Annotated in this window: 16 protein-coding genes and 1 pseudogene; 9 read left to right on the forward strand and 8 right to left on the reverse strand. The window is 53.6% G+C overall.

Going from position 1 to position 19514, the window contains the following annotated elements:
• Positions 1 to 67: 67 nt before the first annotated feature.
• The 3 genes from HV261_RS14195 to HV261_RS14205 are packed head-to-tail and all read right to left on the reverse strand — an operon-like array spanning position 68 to position 2606.
• Positions 68 to 193: a DUF2474 domain-containing protein gene (locus HV261_RS14195; protein WP_202038591.1), complete on the reverse strand. Its 126-nt coding sequence runs from the start codon at positions 191 to 193 to the stop codon at positions 68 to 70.
• Positions 193 to 1203, reverse strand: a complete 1011-nt coding sequence (gene cydB, locus HV261_RS14200; RefSeq protein ID WP_202038592.1) for a cytochrome d ubiquinol oxidase subunit II — start codon at positions 1201 to 1203, stop codon at positions 193 to 195. The genes HV261_RS14195 and cydB overlap by 1 nt, the downstream gene beginning before the upstream one ends.
• Positions 1203 to 2606 (reverse strand): cytochrome ubiquinol oxidase subunit I, encoded by a 1404-nt coding sequence (locus HV261_RS14205; protein ID WP_202038593.1) that lies wholly within the window; start codon positions 2604 to 2606, stop codon positions 1203 to 1205. The genes cydB and HV261_RS14205 overlap by 1 nt, the downstream gene beginning before the upstream one ends.
• Before the next feature lie 210 nt (positions 2607 to 2816).
• Between HV261_RS14205 and HV261_RS14210 the strand changes: the two are divergent.
• From HV261_RS14210 to patD, 7 genes and pseudogenes are all read left to right on the forward strand, one after another.
• Positions 2817 to 2912 (forward strand): annotated as a pseudogene (locus HV261_RS14210) (type II toxin-antitoxin system HicB family antitoxin); the annotation flags it as partial.
• Positions 2913 to 3004: 92 nt separating this feature from the next.
• Positions 3005 to 4414 (forward strand): aminotransferase-like domain-containing protein, encoded by a 1410-nt coding sequence (locus tag HV261_RS14215; protein WP_202038594.1) that lies wholly within the window; start codon positions 3005 to 3007, stop codon positions 4412 to 4414.
• Between the two features lie 329 nt (positions 4415 to 4743).
• The gene (gene ydcS / locus HV261_RS14220; protein WP_137381809.1) at positions 4744 to 5889 is read left to right on the forward strand and encodes a putative ABC transporter substrate-binding protein YdcS; all 1146 of its coding nucleotides are present in this window, start codon (positions 4744 to 4746) and stop codon (positions 5887 to 5889) included.
• Between the two features lie 16 nt (positions 5890 to 5905).
• Positions 5906 to 6922 carry an ABC transporter ATP-binding protein gene (locus tag HV261_RS14225; RefSeq protein ID WP_202038595.1) on the forward strand — a complete coding sequence of 339 codons (1017 nt, stop codon included), beginning with the start codon at positions 5906 to 5908 and terminating at the stop codon, positions 6920 to 6922.
• Positions 6923 to 7867 (forward strand): ABC transporter permease, encoded by a 945-nt coding sequence (locus tag HV261_RS14230; RefSeq protein ID WP_005126750.1) that lies wholly within the window; start codon positions 6923 to 6925, stop codon positions 7865 to 7867.
• Positions 7857 to 8663 carry an ABC transporter permease gene (locus HV261_RS14235; RefSeq protein ID WP_005126751.1) on the forward strand — a complete coding sequence of 269 codons (807 nt, stop codon included), beginning with the start codon at positions 7857 to 7859 and terminating at the stop codon, positions 8661 to 8663. The genes HV261_RS14230 and HV261_RS14235 overlap by 11 nt, the downstream gene beginning before the upstream one ends.
• A gap of 21 nt (positions 8664 to 8684) precedes the next feature.
• On the forward strand, positions 8685 to 10112 hold the full coding sequence (patD, locus tag HV261_RS14240; protein WP_202038596.1) for an aminobutyraldehyde dehydrogenase: 1428 nt from the start codon (positions 8685 to 8687) through the stop codon (positions 10110 to 10112).
• Between the two features lie 190 nt (positions 10113 to 10302).
• Here the strand turns inward: patD and HV261_RS14245 are convergent, their stop codons facing one another.
• A complete protein-coding gene (locus HV261_RS14245; RefSeq protein WP_202038597.1) occupies positions 10303 to 11430 on the reverse strand; it encodes a multidrug effflux MFS transporter in 1128 nt (375 codons plus the stop codon).
• 101 nt (positions 11431 to 11531) lie between these two features.
• Between HV261_RS14245 and HV261_RS14250 the strand changes: the two genes are divergently transcribed.
• On the forward strand, positions 11532 to 12314 hold the full coding sequence (locus tag HV261_RS14250) for an AraC family transcriptional regulator (protein WP_202039700.1): 783 nt from the start codon (positions 11532 to 11534) through the stop codon (positions 12312 to 12314).
• A 121-nt stretch (positions 12315 to 12435) separates the two neighbouring features.
• Here the strand turns inward: HV261_RS14250 and yncL are convergent, their stop codons facing one another.
• Positions 12436 to 12531, reverse strand: coding sequence for a stress response membrane protein YncL (gene yncL, locus HV261_RS14255; RefSeq protein WP_071828932.1), 96 nt, complete (start codon positions 12529 to 12531; stop codon positions 12436 to 12438).
• Between the two features lie 192 nt (positions 12532 to 12723).
• On the opposite strand from yncL, the gene HV261_RS14260 reads away from it, so the two are divergent.
• Positions 12724 to 12897 carry a GhoT/OrtT family toxin gene (locus HV261_RS14260; RefSeq protein ID WP_137381813.1) on the forward strand — a complete coding sequence of 58 codons (174 nt, stop codon included), beginning with the start codon at positions 12724 to 12726 and terminating at the stop codon, positions 12895 to 12897.
• A 19-nt stretch (positions 12898 to 12916) separates the two neighbouring features.
• Here the strand turns inward: HV261_RS14260 and HV261_RS14265 are convergent, their stop codons facing one another.
• Genes HV261_RS14265 through HV261_RS14275 form a run of 3 tightly spaced genes read right to left on the reverse strand, consistent with a single transcriptional unit; the run spans position 12917 to position 19372 of the window.
• On the reverse strand, positions 12917 to 15076 hold the full coding sequence (locus HV261_RS14265; RefSeq protein WP_202038598.1) for a virulence factor SrfC family protein: 2160 nt from the start codon (positions 15074 to 15076) through the stop codon (positions 12917 to 12919).
• Entirely contained in the window at positions 15073 to 18051 is a 2979-nt protein-coding gene (locus tag HV261_RS14270; protein ID WP_202038599.1) for a virulence factor SrfB, read from the reverse strand. Before HV261_RS14270 ends, HV261_RS14265 begins: the two co-directional genes overlap by 4 nt.
• A gap of 4 nt (positions 18052 to 18055) precedes the next feature.
• Positions 18056 to 19372, reverse strand: a complete 1317-nt coding sequence (locus tag HV261_RS14275) for an SrfA family protein (RefSeq protein WP_202038600.1) — start codon at positions 19370 to 19372, stop codon at positions 18056 to 18058.
• Between the last annotated feature and the right edge of the window lie 142 nt (positions 19373 to 19514).

Raw genomic sequence — 19514 nt, forward strand, 5'->3', positions numbered from 1 at the left:
GTTTGGTTAACGTTGGGATTTGTTACAACCGGGAAGCATCGCGCCGCCCGGCGTTTATTCATGTTTATCAGGACTTAAAGCCTGCCGCAGTCATCAGTAGGCGAAAGAACATACCGACGGCGGCCAGAGCCAAGACGCTTCCCCCCCACAGGGTCACCAGCCACATCAGACGTTTCCAGATTGATTGTTCCATCAATGATACCCCTCACCATGTTGAACTTTGCCGCGAAAGACGTAGTAGCTCCAGAAGGTGTACACCAGGATTATCGGGATAATCAGCAACGCTCCCACCAACATAAAGCCCTGGCTTTGCGTCGGCGCCGCGGCCTGCCAAAGGGTAATAGACGGTGGAATGATATGTGGCCAGATACTGATCCCCAGCCCGCTGAAACCAAGGAAAATTAAACCCAGCGTCAATATAAATGGCGGGGCATGGCTATGCTGCTGGCCCAGAGAACGCCACAGCCACAGGCTGATGAGTGCGACCAGCAGCGGAACCGGCATCAGGAACCACAGATTTGGCAGGCTAAACCAACGATCGGCAATCGCACTGTGTGCCAGCGGTGTCCACAAACTGATAATGGCCATGACGACCAGCAGCGCCAGCAGCAGTTTTTTTGCCACACTGCGCATTTTATCCTGTAGCGGGTTTTCGCTTTTCATTACCAGCCATGTTGCGCCAAGCAGCGCGTAGGCCACGACCAGCCCCAGCCCGCAAAACAGCGTGAAAGGCGTTAGCCAGTCAAACGGACCGCCACTGTAGCTGCGGCCAGTAACGGAAAATCCATTGAGGACCGCACCCACGACCACTCCCTGGGTAAACGTGGCAAGAATTGAACCGCCCAGAAAGGCTTTATCCCAGAACGGTCGGTGTGCAGGCGTGGCTTTGAAACGAAACTCAAAGGCAACGCCGCGAAAAATCAGGCCAATCAGCATCAGAGTGAGCGGGATCGTCAGTGCATCGACAATGACCGCATAGGCCAGAGGAAATGCGCCAAACAACCCTGCGCCGCCCAGTACCAGCCAGGTTTCATTCCCATCCCATACCGGTGCGACGCTGTTGACCATCACGTCGCGGTCATCAGCATCCTGAATGGCGGGGAATAAGATGCCGATCCCGAGATCAAAGCCGTCCATCACGATATACATCAGCGTGGCGAACACGATAATAACGAACCAGATAACTGATAAATCAATACCCATTAGCGATGAGCCTCAGCTTGAGAATCGAGGACCGCAGCGGAAAGCGGCCGTGCAGGTGTGCCGGTTGGCGGAAGGGTCGGATCATCTTCCTGTGGCCCTTTACGGATCAGGCGAATCATGTAGCTATAACCCACACCGAAGACCGAACTGTAAACCACAAAGAAGGCCAGCAGGCTGATGCTCATATGCAAATCACCATGTGCGGAAACCGCATCCGCTGTGCGTTGCAAACCGTAAACCACCCACGGCTGACGACCAACTTCAGTGGTGACCCAACCGGCCAGAATAGCGATCAGACCAGACGGTCCCATCCACAGCGCGAAACGCAGGAAGGGACGTGAGGTATACAGGCGTTGCTTGTAACGTAACCACAAGGCGAACGCGCCCAACAGGATCATCAGCATGCCAAGCCCCGCCATGATGCGGAACGACCAAAACACCATGGTGGAATTGGGCCGGTCTTCTTTAGGAAACTCTTTTAGCGCCGGGACCTGTTTATCCAGACTGTGGGTCAGGATTAGGCTTCCCAGCGCCGGAATTTCCAGCCCATAGTGGGTACGCTCTTGCTCCATATCTGGCCAACCGAACAGTAGCAACGGAGTGGGTTCGCCGGGCGGGTTTTCCCAGTGCCCCTCGATGGCGGCAATTTTGGCAGGCTGATGCTCAAGCGTATTCAACCCGTGCATATCGCCAATCAACGCCTGCAACGGGGCGACGATTAACGTCATCCACAGCGCCATAGAAAACATGGCGCGAATCGCCGGAGTGTTATTCCCGCGTAATAAATGCCATGCCCCCGACGCTGCGACAAACAGCGCGCTGCTCAGGAAGGCGGCGACCGACATATGCAGCAGGCGATAAGGGAATGACGGGTTGAAAATAACGGCAAACCAGTCCACAGGAACGACCTGTCCATTGACGATTTCATAGCCCTGTGGCGTCTGCATCCAGCTGTTGGAGGCCAGTATCCAGAAGGTAGAAATAATTGTTCCCAGCGCAACCATGCACGTTGCGAAAAAGTGCAGGCCCGGCCCCACACGGTTCCAGCCAAACAGCATTACGCCGAGGAAGCCTGCTTCGAGGAAGAAGGCGGTTAACACTTCATAGGTTAGTAGTGGCCCGGTGATGCTCCCGGCGAACTCGGAAAAACCGCTCCAGTTAGTGCCGAACTGATAAGCCATCACCAGCCCGGACACTACGCCCATACCAAAGTTTACGGCGAAGATTTTCGACCAGAAATGATACAGCGAACGCCAGGTCGGATTTTTGGTTTTCAACCAGAGACCTTCCAGCACCGCCAGATAGCTGGCAAGACCGATGGTAATGGCCGGAAAAATGATGTGAAAGGACACCGTAAACGCGAACTGGATCCTCGCCAGGTGAAACGCGTCAAGACCGAACATGCTTAACTCCGCAGGCAAAATTGATTTGGCGCAATTCTAAGCCCCTGGCGAAATGTGGGGCAGAAACAGAACAGTTCTTTTTAACCATAACAGTTGTGCTGCTGTTATAGGTCGCACGAGCTGATATGCAATCTGGTCGCCGCATTTGAATTTTTCTTCGACGATACGTGGCCTGCGGTGGTTGACGGTGCTGATGACTCTGTGAACACCACCTGTCTATTCGCCTTAAAGCACACCCCGAAAATTGATGCTGTACAGATAGCTGCCCGGGCCTTAGGCAAAGAGCTTTCGCTAACGATGTTGTAAAAATGTTAACTATAACAGTTCTTAAAATATCGTTATTTATGTAGACTGATATATACAGAGGTTGTCACCGATACCGAATATCAGGACGAAAAATGAAGAAGTACCAGCGACTGGCGGAGCAAATTCGCGATCAAATCGCGTCTGGCGTATGGCAACCAGGCGATCGGTTGCCCTCTTTGCGTGAGCAGGTGGCAAGCAGCGGGATGAGTTTTATGACCGTGGGGCATGCCTACCAACTGCTGGAGAGTCAGGGGCGGATCATCGCCCGGCCGCAGTCGGGCTATTATGTTGCCGCGCGTCCCGAGCGCGAAGCCGCCGTGCCGCAGGTACAGGTCATGCGCGATGAAGCCGTGGATATCAACACCTACATCTTTGACATGCTGCAGGCCAGTCGTGATGCTTCCGTGATGCCGTTTGCATCCGCTTTCCCCGATCCGCGCTTATTTCCGCTTCAGCAGCTTAATCGTTCGTTGGCTCAGGTGAGTAAAACGGCTACCGCCATGAGTGTTATCGAGAACCTGCCGCCTGGAAATGATGAACTGCGTCATGCTATTGCCCGTCGATATGCGCAACAGGGAATGACCCTTTCCCCGGATGAAATTGTAATCACCACCGGCGCACTTGAAGCGCTTAACCTGAGCCTGCAGGCGGTCACTGAGCCGGGGGACTGGGTGATTGTCGAAAACCCGTGTTTTTACGGCGCATTGCAGGCTCTGGAGCGATTGCGCCTGAAGGCGTTGTCCGTTGCCACCGACGTGAAGGAAGGAATCGACCTTGTCGCACTGGAGCAGACGCTACAGGAATACCCGGTCAAAGCCTGCTGGCTGATGACCAACAGCCAAAACCCACTGGGTTTTACGCTCAGCGCACAGAAAAAAGCCCATCTGGTCGCATTACTGGAAAAATACAATGTGATGCTGATTGAGGATGATGTTTACAGCGAACTCTATTTTGGCCGGGAGAAACCGCTGCCGGCTAAAGCCTGGGATCGAGGGGACAGGGTGTTGCACTGTTCATCGTTCTCGAAATGTCTGGTCCCCGGCTTTCGCATCGGTTGGGTTGCTGCCGGGAAACATGCCCGTCGAATTCAGCGGCTGCAGTTGATGAGCACCTTATCCACCAGTTCCCCCATGCAGCTTGCGCTGGTGGACTACCTGTCGACCCGGCGATATGACGCGCATTTGCGACGGCTGCGTCGTCAGCTGGCGGAACGCAAACAGCAGGCCTGGCAAACGTTGCTGCGTCATCTTCCGGCAGAGGTCAAAATACACCATAACGACAGCGGTTATTTTCTGTGGCTCGAACTGCCAGAACCGCTGGATGCGGGAGAGCTCAGCACCCAGGCACTGGCACACCACATCAGCATTGCACCAGGTAAGATGTTTTCAACCTCAGGGACATGGTCACGTTTCTTTCGTTTTAATACCGCATGGCACTGGGGGGAACGCGAAGAACAGGCGGTTAAGCAGCTTGGAAAATTAATTCGCGAGATGATGAAATAAAACGGAACGTGCTATTCAATATAAAAGAATAGCGCATTCTTATTTTAGAAATAGTGAATGTTAAACCCTGATGTTATTTATATCAGGTGCCACCATACGAAATATCAATAGTTCTTCCAGGTGCCACCCTGGCACCTAACTCCTTGTCTATACTCCAGAAGATTAAGTCACCTTGCTATAACCCGTGGCGTAATGAGCGTTAGCTCACAACCTGATTAAATTTCCTTGCGCCAGCAGGAACGCTTTCAACACCCCGACTATTTTTAGGAAAGGACATATATTTACGGCAAGGCTGCCGCTCAATATTTTTTCGACAGGAGTAAGACGTTATGAGCAAGCAATTTGCCCTCAGTAGCTTGTGTGCACTCAGTATGACGCTGATGACAGCCCAGGCAGCCGAACCCCCAACATCATTAGATAAACCGGAAGGGCGGCTGGATATTATTGCCTGGCCGGGTTATATCGAACGCGGACAAACCGATAAACAATATGACTGGGTTTCGCAGTTTGAGAAGGAAACCGGTTGTGCCGTCAATGTTAAAACAGCGGCCACATCAGATGAAATGGTCAGCCTGATGGCGAAAGGCGGCTATGACCTGGTGACGGCGTCTGGCGATGCTTCACTGCGCCTGATTATGGGCAAACGTGTCCAGCCTATAAATCCTGCGCTTATTCCAAACTGGAAAACTATCGATCCGCGTGTGGTCAAAGGGGAATGGTTTAACGTCGGGGGGAAAGTTTACGGTACTCCGTATCAATGGGGGCCCAACTTGCTGATGTATAACACCAAAATTTTCCCAACGCCGCCAGATAGCTGGAACGTGGTGTTCGTCGAGCAAAAACTTGAGGACGGAAAAAGCAATAAAGGGCGAGTCCAGGCGTACGATGGCCCGATTTATATCGCCGATGCGGCGCTGTTCGTCAAAGCCACTCAGCCGCAGTTGGGTATCACCGATCCCTATCAGCTCACCGAGAAACAGTATCAGGCGGTCATCAAAGTCCTGAGCGATCAGCACGCACTGATCCATCGCTACTGGCATGACACCACTGTACAAATGAGTGACTTCAAAAACGAAGGTGTGGTGGCATCAAGCGCCTGGCCTTATCAGGCTAACGCCCTGAAAGCAGAAGGCCAGCCAATCGCCACGGTTTTCCCGAAAGAGGGCGTTACCGGTTGGGCTGACACCACCATGCTGCATAGCGAAGCAAAACATCCTGTTTGTGCTTACAAATGGATGAACTGGTCATTAACCCCGAAAGTTCAGGGCGATGTCGCTGCCTGGTTTGGATCTCTGCCGGTAGTTCCTGAAGGTTGTAAAGCCAGCCCGTTGCTGGGTGAAAAAGGCTGTGAAACCAACGGTTATAGCTATTTCGACAAAATTGCTTTCTGGAAAACGCCAATCGCAGAAGGTGGAAAATTCGTTCCTTACAGTCGCTGGACGCAGGATTACATCGCCATTATGGGCGGTCGTTAATTCCGCTGGGGGTTTTATGACGTACGCAGTGGAGTTTCATAATGTCTCGCGTCTGTACGGGGATGTTCGTGCAGTTGATGGGGTAAGTATTGCAATTAATGATGGCGAGTTTTTCTCTATGCTGGGGCCATCCGGCTCCGGCAAAACGACCTGTCTGCGCATGATTGCAGGGTTTGAGCAGCTTTCGGGCGGTTCAATTAAAATTTTTGGTAAGCAAGCCAGTGAATTACCGCCCTGGGAACGGGACGTCAACACGGTATTTCAGGATTACGCACTCTTCCCGCATATGTCGATTCTCGACAACGTGGCTTATGGGCTGATGGTGAAAGGCATTGATAAAAAGCAGCGTCATGCCAGGGCGCGAGAAGCGTTAGACAAGGTTGCACTCGGCTTTGTCCATGAACGCAAGCCATCACAACTCTCGGGTGGACAGCGTCAGCGTGTAGCAATTGCCCGTGCGTTGGTCAATGAGCCTCGCGTTTTACTGTTGGATGAACCACTCGGTGCGTTGGATCTCAAGCTACGTGAACAGATGCAGCTGGAGCTGAAAAAACTCCAGCAGTCTCTCGGCATCACCTTTATCTTTGTCACCCACGATCAGGGTGAGGCGCTGTCGATGTCCGATCGTGTGGCGGTATTTAACAATGGTCGTATCGAGCAGGTGGATTCACCCCGCGAACTCTACATGCGTCCACGCACGCCGTTTGTGGCGAGTTTTGTGGGGACGTCAAACGTCTTTGACGAAACGATGTCGGCAAACGTCTGTGGGTTACAGGGTATGTTCTCGCTGCGCCCGGAACACATTCGGCTAAATGATATGGCGGGCGAGGTTCAGGCTCGGGGTGTCATTCAGGCGGTGCAGTACCAGGGGGCGGCGACGCGTTTTGAGCTGAAACTTGCTGGCGGTGAAAAGTTGCTGGTGAGCCAGGCGAACCTGACGGGAGAAATGTTGCCGTCGACGCTGTCGCCGGGTCAGCAGGTGATGGCATCGTGGTCACGCGATGTCATGGTTCCGCTGATAGAGGAGAGGTGAATGGCTATGAACGTCATACATTCGCCCGCACAACCGACAAAGCTGAACCGTATCTCGGGGTTCTTCTGGCGTAATCCAGGGCTTGGGCTGTTTTTGTTGCTGCTCGGGCCGCTGATGTGGTTTGGCATCGTCTACTTTGGATCGCTGCTGACGCTGTTGTGGCAAGGTTTTTACACCTTCGACGATTTCACCATGTCGGTGACGCCAGACCTGACGCTGGCGAATCTGCAGGCGCTGTTTAATCCGGCCAATTACGACATCATTGTACGAACGTTGACAATGGCGGTGGCGGTGACGATTGCCAGCGCCATTCTGGCGTTCCCGATGGCATGGTATATGGCGCGCTATACCAGTGGCAAAATGAAAGCCTTTTTTTACATTGCCGTCATGTTGCCGATGTGGGCGAGCTATATCGTCAAAGCCTATGCGTGGACGCTGCTGTTAGCGAAAGACGGCGTGGCGCAGTGGTTTTTAACCCATCTCGGGCTTGAGCCACTGTTGACCGCGTTCCTCACCTTGCCGGCCGTCGGCGGTAATACGCTCTCAACATCGGGATTAGGGCGCTTTTTGGTTTTTGTCTACATCTGGCTGCCCTTTATGATCCTGCCGGTTCAGGCTGCACTGGAACGGCTTCCGCCCTCGCTTTTGCAGGCATCGGCTGATTTGGGCGCACGTCCTCGTCAAACCTTCCGCTATGTGGTTTTCCCGCTGGCAATACCCGGTATAGCCGCTGGTTCTATCTTTACGTTCTCACTGACGCTGGGAGACTTTATTGTGCCTCAGCTGGTGGGACCGCCGGGCTATTTCATCGGCAACATGGTGTATTCGCAACAAGGGGCTATCGGCAATATGCCAATGGCGGCGGCATTCACTCTGGTGCCCATTGTCTTAATTGCACTGTATCTGGCGTTCGTGAAGCGTCTGGGAGCTTTCGATGCACTCTGAACGCGCACCCTGGTTACTCAAACTGGCCGCATGGGGAGGGGTTCTCTTTCTGCACTTTCCCATCCTCATCATCGGCACCTATGCTTTTAATACAGAGGAGGCTGCTTTTAGTTTTCCGCCGCAGGGACTGACACTGCGTTGGTTTAGCGTGGCGGCACAGCGTAGCGATATCCTTGAATCAGTGACGTTGTCACTTAAAATCGCCGCGTTGTCGACAGCAATCGCTCTGGTACTGGGTACGCTGGCGGCGGCTGCGCTGTGGCGCAGGGACTTTTTCGGGAAAAGCGCAATATCGCTGTTGCTGCTGTTGCCGATTGCGCTGCCGGGCATTATTACCGGCCTGGCACTGCTGACGGCATTTAAGACCATCAACCTGGAGCCGGGTTTTCTCACGATCGTGGTGGGTCATGCGACGTTTTGCGTGGTGGTTGTCTTTAACAACGTCGTGGCGCGTTTTCGCCGCACCTCATGGAGTCTGGTTGAAGCGTCTATGGATCTTGGCGCCAACGGCTGGCAAACCTTTCGTTATGTCGTGCTGCCCAATCTGGCATCAGCACTGCTGGCGGGGGGGATGCTGGCGTTTGCCTTGTCGTTTGATGAAATCATCGTGACAACGTTCACCGCCGGACACGAAAGAACACTTCCTCTGTGGCTGCTCAATCAACTGGGCCGTCCACGAGATGTGCCTGTTACCAACGTTGTGGCATTGCTGGTAATGCTGGTAACAACACTGCCAATTTTAGGGGCCTGGTGGCTAACGCGTGAAGGCGACACCGTCGCCGGAAACGGTAAATAAACGACGATATGGGAAATTGCTATGCAACATCAATTACTGATTAACGGTGAGCTGGTCAGCGGTGAAGGTGAAAAGCAACCAGTTTATAACCCTGCCACTGGTGAACTTATTCTGGAGATTGCTGAGGCGTCAGCCATGCAGGTTGATGCCGCAGTGCGTGGGGCAGACAACGCGTTTGCCTCCTGGGGCCAAACCACGCCGAAAGTGCGTTCGGAGCTGTTGTCAAAGCTGGCGGATGCCATTGCCGATAACGCACAGACCTTCGCGGAGCTGGAATCGCTCAACTGCGGTAAACCGCTACATTGTGTGCTTAATGATGAAATTCCGGCCATCGTGGATGTTTTCCGTTTCTTCGCGGGGGCTGCGCGCACCTTGCAAGGACAGGCCGCCGGGGAGTATCTGGAAGGGCATACTTCCATGATTCGTCGCGATCCGCTGGGTGTGGTGGCTTCCATCGCGCCCTGGAACTATCCGCTAATGATGGCGGCATGGAAGCTGGCTCCTGCGCTGGCCGCCGGCAACTGTGTGGTGATTAAACCTTCAGAAATTACCCCGCTGACGGCGCTTAAACTGGCGGAATATGCGAAAGATATTTACCCGGCAGGCGTGATTAACGTCCTGTTTGGCCGGGGTAAAACGGTGGGCGATCCGCTGACCGGCCATGAAAAAGTCCGTATGGTTTCACTGACCGGCTCAATTGTGACCGGAGAACATATTATCCAGCATACTGCGCCTTCGATTAAACGCACGCATATGGAACTGGGCGGGAAAGCCCCGGTGATTATTTTTGATGATGCCGATCTTGATGCGGTGGTCAGTGGTGTGCGGACCTTTGGGTATTACAACGCCGGACAGGATTGTACTGCTGCGTGTCGAATCTACGCGCAAAAAGGCATCTATGATGCGTTGGTCGAAAAACTCGGCGCCGCCGTTGCCAGCCTGAAAATTGGCGCACCGAATGATGAAACGACAGAACTGGGACCGTTAAGCTCACAGGCGCATCTTGACAGGGTAGCTAAAGCGGTCGATGACGCGAAAGCGCTCGGACACATCAAGGTCATCACCGGCGGCAAAAAAGTGGAGGGTTCAGGTTACTATTTTGCGCCAACGTTGCTGGCGGGCGCGAAACAGGAAGATGCTATCGTGCAGCGTGAAGTCTTTGGGCCGGTGGTCAGTGTTACCGTCTTTGATGATGAAGATCAGGTCCTGGCGTGGGCTAATGATTCGAAGTATGGACTGGCATCGTCAGTCTGGACGCGGGATGTTGGTCGCGCGCACCGACTGGGCGCCCGCCTGCAGTACGGCTGTACCTGGGTCAATACCCACTTCACGCTGGTGAGTGAAATGCCGCATGGGGGACAAAAACAATCAGGCTATGGCAAGGACATGTCGGTCTACGGACTGGAAGATTACACGGTGATTCGCCATGTCATGATCAAGCACGAGTAATATCTTAAACCGCTGACGGTAAAAGGGGCACGGATAGCTAAATATCGTCAAACGTGTCTCTATACTATGCGCGCCACTGGCCTCGTCGCCATCGGACGGCGGTAAGTTGGAAATATCCGCGAGGTCAGGCTAATTTGCACATAATCAGGCCCCGGCACAATGTCGGGGCCTGAATATTTAGGTGAGTGTTCTAACGACGGCACAGGCTACATAGCCAGGCGATGAACGAACAGACGGTCAGAACCAGTCCCAGTTGCTGCACGATACCCGCTAACCCTAACATCATTCCCAGTAACAGGTAGTAGCATAATCCGAACATAGCCCCCGCGGCCCCAGCCTGTTCACGATAGTGATGCAGAGCCTGACTCAGCACATTGGGGATCGCGATGCCATAGGCCACAACAACCCCGACCACAGGCAGCAGAATCCAGACTGAATGCTGTAGCCACCATGCTGCGAGACCAGACAGCAGCGCTAAAGCACAGGCATGGCGCACCAGATATTCCGATGACAAACCGATCATTAACAGCTTGCGATTCAGCAGGCTGCCTGACAGTGACGCGAGGGCAAGCAAGGATCCCGTCCAGCCAAATGCCCTGGAACTCCATCCTAACTGTCCGAAAAGAAACGGGGCCAGGCTGTAATAGCTGAATAGCATGGTATTCAACAGTGCAACCAGCATGGCATTTTTCCACAGTGTACTGTCCCTCACCATGCGGGAGACCAGTCCTGTTAATTGTGGTCTGCGCGTCGTCTCCGGCCGTGTCTCCGGCAATAAGGCTGCGGTTAGCATTAGCAACAGTATCGCCAGCAATACCAGCACAGTAAAAACGCCCGTATGACCGTATAGACTGACTAACCAACCTCCGCTCACCAGACCAAAAACCGGGCTGATTGCCAGTGCTGCGCCCATAATGGAAAAAATGCGCGACAGTGTTGCTGATTCATAACTGTCCCTCAACATCGTCTGCACCACCACAGACCCGGCGGCCGCGCCAATGGCTGATACCATACGGGCCAGCAGCAAGATGCTGAAATCAGAGGCAATAACCGCCATTACGGAACCCGTCCCGTAACAGATGAGCCCAGCCATCATTGCCCAGCGTCGTCCAATGCAGTCGCTAAGCCAGCCCCACAGTGCAACCCCCACGGCAAAGGCGACAAAATACACGGAAAGTGTTTGAGCAGCACGTTCACTGCTTATTTGAAAAAACGTGGCGATATTTGGCAATGCCGGGCTGTAAATGGTTTCCACCAGTTGTGGAAACATAATCAGTAATGTGAGAAGCCATAAGGGCGGTCTATGAGTCATATTCATAGCAATATCCAGAGAAACAAAAAACTTGGGGGGATTATTGCTGAATAGAAAATGTCTAATTACCATTATCAGGACTTTATATATCAAATATCGGATAGATGATGAAAATTGCGCCTGATGATGTCTTCGACCCGGATGGTTTTAAGGAAACAGTCGTCGGTATTGCCTCTGATATGGGCGTACATGATTCAGGTCGGCACAGTCATCTTCGCCATCAGTTACTCTTTTCGGCGGCGGGGTGCATCACCATTGAACTGGAAAATACCCTGTGTCTTCTTCCGCCTCGCCGTGCGGTCTGGATCCCCGCGGGTACGGTTCACCGGGCCATCATGCGAGGGGTGATGGCTTATCGGTCATTATATTTTTCAACCATTCTGCCGACGTTATCCGCCTTGCCACTACAGGTTGTCGAAGTGAACCCGCTCTTTTTTGAAGTCATAGAACGGATGGCATTCTGGCCCTGGCAGATGGCAGAAACGCAGCAGGCCAGCCTCATCACTGTTTTTTGTGAAGAAATCAGGGCTGCACGTCGTGAAAACTGGACGTTGCAGTTTCCCTCAGATGTTCGCCTTGAGCGGTGGCTGGAAGGGGTTCGAATGGGGGCGTTACCACCCCGACTGAATCAGTTGTCCCGCCAGGTCGGTGCTTGCGAACGAACAATCAGCCGCATTTTTATCAGAGATACAGGGATGAACTATCAGACCTGGCGGCAGCAATTCAGGTTGTTAAAAGCGATGGAGATGTTGGCGGAGGGGGACTCAGTCAGCCAGGTGGCGCAACAGCTGGAATTTGTTAGCGACAGTGCTTTCATCGTGTTTTTTCGGCAGCTAACAGGTACAACACCGACCCGTTATCACGGGGGAATAATGCCGCAGAAGGATTAGGGGTATTACATATTAAGGATAATTTACCGGGCTGTGGCGGAGTGGGAAGATCGTTTACTAATGGCAGAGAGAAGATTTTCTCTCTGCCAGCAGGCGCTGCAATTCATCAAAAAGAGTCACATCAAGCAAACCAGCCGAACCTTACGGAGATCAGGCTGAAAAGTCCTACAGCAGCAAATATATTTATCAGCACCACAGTCTTACTGGAAACATTCATTTTTGCCACCTTTCGTTTTAACCCCTTTGGGTATAGTACGGCTTATAGCTATCCGCAATAGTACGAAATCTGAACATGTTGAAAGTGGGCTGTTATTTAGGCGGTTTTCTTAAATAAATGAATAAAACTTGATGTGGGTCATAAAAGAGAGCATATTGCGCGCGATTTTCCCTTCTGGCCTGGATGCCCTAAATGTCTCTGTACCAAAAAATGTTGATTTTTTATGCGGTAATGGCCGCTATTGCGGCCATTATCACCTGGTTTCTGTCGCGTGATAAAAAACGTATTCGCTTTCTGAGCGCGGTATTAGTCGGGGCGACATGGCCGATGAGCTTTCCCGTCGCACTCCTGTTTTCTCTTTTCTGATGGCTCTGTCAATGCTGTATCAGGGGGTCAGCAGAGCGACTAATCTCAGTCTGTCGTCTTTGGTTACATCCAGAGGATGCTGGTATCCCACGTTTTCATTCGCACGGGTGTACAACGCAACCAGCCAGTCGTAAACGTGCCGGCTTGCACCGTGCTGCGGCTGCTCATCCAGTTGCGTCAGGCGCGACATCGGTTGTTGTACTGGCGCACTGAAAATAGCCGCGCCCTTGAAGACCCTACTGGCAGGGCGCTGATCCTCTGCAACGTTGGCGTAGCCGAGCCAGGTAATAAAATCACCGATATCGGCGTGTAACTGCGCCCCGCAGACATTCTCTCGCTGCATAATCTGCTGAAGCCGTTGAGGCATCTCGAGCCGATAGCTGGTAGTGATAAGAATGTCGGCTACCTGTCGCAGCGTTCGCGGCTCAAGCCGTAATCGGCGCGCATTATTGTCATCGCGACACCACTGACGCACATGGTTGATCCACATTTTGTGCGCCTGGTACCCGGTCTCTTTGCTTTCGGATGAGTGCAATGGCTCCCGGACGTCGGCAAACAGGTCGATCTCTTCATTAAAAAGTCCACTGACTTGTTCTTCGCGTGGCTGCTGGACGCGCAGCAACGACTCAAAGCAGCGCATCGGTGGTAGTAACCCCTCCAGGAGTTCACCATGCTTCGCTGCCTGGGCCTGAAGCTGGCGGATCACTGTCTCGCTGGCGTCTGGTGCGCTTTCGCTGTCGTTAAGCCAGCTCATTAGCGCCTCACGAACACGCTGTTGATGCTGTTCATGCAGGGACGTTAACCGTGACTGGCGTTGTTGCGCGGATATCGCTTGCGACAGCCATTCAGCAAGGCGCAACAGGCTGTGTTTATCCAGTGCCTGCAATGTCCCCCAGCGCAACCCGGGCTTGCCCATTAGTTGCTGCACGGCCTCATCGAGGTTTTGCTGTGTGCTAAAACGAGCGTCTTGTGGCGTAATGGCCCACACAACCCCCGGTAATGCCGCATCATGCACGGGTTGGGTATCGTTGGCCCAGCTCATCAGTTTACGCGTGATGGCCGGTGTCTGCGAGCGTGAAGACACCGCGTTGCAGATCAGCAGGACATCGGGTTGCAGATGTTGGCGGTAATGTTCCAACATCCAGCCTAATTTGGCCCGCCACAGCGGGTTGGGGTGGGCATCCGGTGCGAGGGGAATATCGAGCAGGTCGACGTTTTCCAACACCGAGTCTTCGACAGTCAGCACCAGTTCACGCGTCAGCAGCGCCAGCGATTCCAGCGACAGACTGACCGCGTTAAGTAACTGATGGTTTGCAACAGGATGAACCACCACATCGCTTTGCGCGTCGTTCCCGGTTAATGCGACCTGAGTCAGGAAGCTTTCGGCAGGCAAGCCAAAATGATCGACCAGCAAACTCAGCGGCGCGGCTAGCTCGTGCGCCTGTCCGGTTTGTTGCAAAGTGTGCGCTAATGCCAGCCATTGCTGCGTTAGCTCTGGTTGTTCTCCCCACAACAGCGCCCAGGCGTGAGCGCGGGTGGTCAGATCCAGCGCCGGCAGCAACGTAGCAAATTGATGCCATAGCGCATCATCAATTTGCTGCTGGTTCGCAGGAACACAAGAGCGCCAGAAACGGCCAATAGCGGCTACGTCATGTGCCGTGATGCCCTGAACCGGATGACGCTGACGCAGCGTTTGCCATTTTTCTAACCGGGCTTCAATAATCGATTTTTCAACCTGGCGGCTGTCAGGCATTGCGCAAAACTGTGTGATAAACAGCTGTACCAGTTCTGCTTCACTCAGTAGGCGCAGACGCAGAGGCCACTCGCTATCAACGGGATTGTCTTCACGCGTAAAGCGGATCGCCATGTTGGTCGGCGCATGGCCCGGATTGATATGCGAAAAGTAATCAAAGCTGCGATCCGGTGTAGCAATATTCAATTTCCCACTGGTGTTGCTGCACAGTGCGGACAACAGATGGGCTTTTGCTGGCTGTGAATGACCGTACAGACCCACACAGCCACGCGATGAAAATGCCGTGTTCAGCGCAGACTCAGTAACCGCGGCGATGGTGAGCTGAGCGAGCAGGGAATCCGCCTCATCATCAAGACGCGCTGCGCGCTGGCGTGTGTCATTCACCCATTCGATGGCGGCTTGTGCTGTGTTAAACATCTTACTCATTTCAGGTACACACTCCCGCTATCAATCCAGTAATGGCTGCCGCTATGGCGACGATCTGCCAGTGTATTCAGTTTTAACGTTAAGGCATTGGCGGCAACGGGCGTGCCATCCTGTAGCCAGGCATCACTGAGAACGAAAAATTCCGGTCCCGTCTCTTTGCTGCCGCCGCGCAGTTGCAGCCGTACATTTAATACACCGTCACCGGCAATCGTTTTTGCCAGCTCAGCAGAATTGATGCTCAGCGTATACAGCGGGGTGGCTGGCCAGCGGCTGTTTGCTAACTGGCGAAAGCCCAGCGTCACGTTGCCGCGCAGCGGGAAGTGCAGACGGGTATCCAGTTTTGCTCCAGGTTTATCCAGATCGATGTCGTGATACCAGATATTTTCATCGCGCAGCGTATTGACCGTATTATCCAGTACACCGAGGTAGCGGACCGTCGAGTACGCGCCGATATCCGCAGCTTTAAAGTTAAAGCGCGGCAGGCGTAAATCCAGCGCCAGGCTACACAGCATCGCGCCAACGGCGGCGGTAGATTTTGGATTGCCGATACGCCCTTGCTGGCTGAACGGATACCACTCATGTACGCGATAGCTGTCCATCCAGATCATGCGGTTGACCGGAACGGGTTGCAGATGGCGGATTAGCGCCTGTACCCCCGGCAAACAGGCGGGTCTGCCAGTGACTAACAAAATATCGCAACGATAGTGGGAAATCGCTTCACAAACGGCGTGCAGAGGGGATGTCAGGGTAAATTGCCCGGCCAGCAGCGCTTCTTGCAACTGTCTGAACTGCACCTGCAACGGAACGCTCAGCACATCAAAAGCCGGTGAACCAGACGGTAATGCATGATCGATAGCCTGTTGGATATAGTTCATCACATTGCGTGTTGGGCGCTGTGAAAGCAGTTCGCCAAAGGTGGCGTGCAAGCCCGCTACGGGATCGTTAATATCGCTTTGTTCCCAGGCACTGAGCACCGCATGGCCCAGTGGCATAAAGAGTTGCAACGCGGTTTGTTGTCGCAAAATAGCCTGCGTATCGATTCTCCCGGAATCACCAAACAGTGTGGCCAGCAGGGCGGCGGCATCGGTCACGCCAGCCTGTTGTAAGCGGGTTTGCAGGGCGGGCAGTATGCAGCGTTGTATGACATCCAACAACATATCATCCCCGGCGACTTTGAAGCCTTCACGAAACAGCAGATGCGGGGTGATTTTGACATTCGCCCCAACGCCGTCATCCAGTTGATAATGGACCACGGCCATATCCGTCGTGCCACCGCCAATATCGATGGAGGCGACGCGGAGTGCACGACCTTTAACTTCACCGGGTTCTGGCTGGCGGTCCGGACGGGCGAGGGCGTTAAAGAACGATTCTGTATGCCCGTCGTAGTGTGAAATCGCTTCGTTGTACAGCCAAACCAACTGCCCGCAGCTGGCTTCATCCCACTCCATCTGGATCTCAGGTACGGGAACGACGCTTTTTTCTTGCTGTTTGCGGGTGGTGAAATCTTCGTCCTGCGGGTGCCAACCCATTGCTTTCCAGACCAGCGCAATGGCTTCAAACATACGCAGACGGAAGATCTCGCGCTCCTGTTTTGGCATGGCTGACGGCAGCGTGAGGATCAGCGTGCGCAACTGGCGTGGAGAGGCCGGGAACCCGAGACGCAGGCGTGTCGCTACGCTGTTAATTTGTCCCAGCGCCTGGGCCAGAATCTCGCACAACATATGCGTCATCAGCGTGCTGCGGCTGTATTGGGGTGAGAACACCGGCAGCCGGTCATCTTGCGGCAGGCTGAACAGCGGTTGACCGTCATCGTTCATCAAATTCATCAGCGGGAAGGCGGTAGCCAGCGGCTCGCGCTGCGTTTTGCTGTTCATCTGGCTAAAGCGCCAGTCGTGTAAAACGGGGGTTTCATCCCATAAGTACCGACGTGGGCTGGAGATCCCACTGCTGCCTTCCGTTCCCATACGCTGCATCGCCAGCTTACGGGCCTCATCCCCAACGCGGACAATTGACGGCCAGATAAAGGCATCATCGCGACCGCTCTCAACGGAGAAATGTTGCTTACCAAAGCGCGCCTCGGAAAACTCCAGTCGGCTGGTGAACAGGGGATCGTTGAGGAACTGTGGTTCGCTTAATGAACGCACCTGCAATTCAGCCGTCTGACGCAAACCGTCATTGGCATCGCCATGATCTTCAATCAACACGCCGCAGGTATGGGTATTACCAATATCCAGAATCAGATCGACAGGAATCGCGGGCGTGCTGAGCGTATGGGTCACCAGCTTCACTTCCGGGACGGAAAGTTGTTCGCCTAACAGGGTCAACATATTCAGCCAGTGCGCCTGATATTCAAAGTTGCGTAGCGCTTGTTGGATCTCCTGCTCTGAACGGTTTTCTTGCTGCGTGACGTGCTGCAAAAAGGACTCGCGTAACCAGCCATCAATCCACGTCTGGTCGAGGAAATCTGCGATCTCATTATCGTGCCAGGCCAGCGCAAATCGCGTGCCATTCAGCAGATCGTTCTCATTGGGCGTCAATGCTGCCGGGGCTTCAGTCAACTGACTGTCCAGCGCCACCGTGACACGGTGAGTATTGCCGGCACTGTCCGGTTGTGCGAGTTTTCGCACCTGCACGCGCGCCCAGTTATCCGGGCCTTCAACAAATGTGCGGGGCGGGTTAAAACGCAGGAACGGCAGCGGCAACCAGACACCGTCAAGAACGTCCAGAGAATAATGCAGCGTCTGCGTGCTTTCCGGTTTCACGACTTCGGGTTGGCCACCGGTATTGCCCGGCAGGGTATAGCGTCCCGACGCCAGATCAAAATCCAGACGCAGAAGGGGACCGTTTGCCGTTTTACGCACAAAACGACCGTGGTGCGCAGATTCCTGTGGTGTCAGCCCAAAATCCAGAAATTGCACACCGCTATTGGCGATGAGCGTTACGCTCTGTTTGTAATCACACAGATTCACCAACATAAAATCAGGCACCTATCTTTTTGATCGTCAAAGGGATTTCCGCGTGTTCGTCATAACGTGCGGTACAAGCTGCGACGTCGTTTGTTCCTGCTTTACAGGTGATTTCGGGCATGGGGTATCGCGAACCGTCCGTGCAACGGGCATTCCCGCGACTCTTAATCATTAATTCGCCCGATTGATGCAGACCAGAGAAAATTTCAGCGCGGCAAACGATATTGTCGCCATGCACGACACGCGCAGTGCCCTTATTGGCCTGAATTTGATAACGCAGCGACGGGGCTTTACCACTGACCGGATCTTTTATATCGACCAGCACACGCCAGTTGCCGTTAAGAAAACGTGTTGTACCAGCCTTCATCTGGTTGGTATCCATTACCAACGCATCTTTCGGGATAGCGGCAATTACCACCGGTCCTTCTACGGGCTTCTCTTTTTTCACCGGTGGAATAACTTCAGCCCGATGCAGCGGCAGCGAAGGTGTCAGCTCTGGCAGGGGTTTACTGTCTATCTTTGCCACGTCAATGAGGGCGACTGCAGGTGCGGGAGAATCCGTGTGCTGTTTCCACAATAGCGGCCCTGCAATGGCGGCAATGACTGCCGCAGCAACGGGCAGGCTCCACAGCGGCAGGCGACGCGTGGGCTTACGCTGTACTGGCGGTGGCGCGACCTCTGGCTCACTCACGATGACCGGGGGTTGTGGTTCGGGTTCAGCGGGTTTCGCTAGCTCAATGGCCGTTGTCAGCAGCGGGGTATCGGCCTCGGCGAAAGTGATTTCCGTCGGGATTTCTTCGACTTCCGGTTCCGGCTCCGGTTCAGGTGCCACTACAACCTGGGGAACGTCGGTATGACGCAGGCAATCGAGTACATCGTCACGGGTGTTTTCATTCAGATTGACGAAGCCCCAGAACGTAATGACGGGTTTGCCATCAACCAGGAACACGTGGTTCTCACCTGGAAACTGGATGGCTTTGTCGAGTAGTGAACCAAACAGTTGCAGAGAAGTTTTACCCGATTGCAGGCTTTTCCGACTCAGGGCCGCGGCATTCTCCAGCGTACTGGACAGATAGCGCAGAGCCCGAAAACGCGCATCTTCATCAGCGGCTTTCCACGCGACAGCCTTTCCTTCAAGCGGGGAATACCAGTCCACCCGATCGCCACTGTCGTTAACTTGTGGGATTGCCAGACAATCCGCCATCGCCTGTTGTTTACGCAGACGAAGCGTTTCACGAATTTGTAGTGCTGAATCAAACACGGCCTGACCACCGCCACCCACGGCCTGATAGTCATCCAAATTGCCGCTGCGCAAGAGAGTTTTTGCCACGTAATTGCCCCTTAGACTTCTTCACACAGCCATTATACGGATTCTCAAAACAAGCAAATGCCAGAAGAGATGCCAAAATGGGCGAATTTTCATGGCATAGAGTATTGGGAAAAATCTTGACGTTTTGAAAAAGACTTAAGGT

Origin of the sequence: Citrobacter sp. RHBSTW-00671 (assembly GCF_014103415.1) — a bacterium.
Lineage (GTDB): Bacteria > Pseudomonadota > Gammaproteobacteria > Enterobacterales > Enterobacteriaceae > Citrobacter.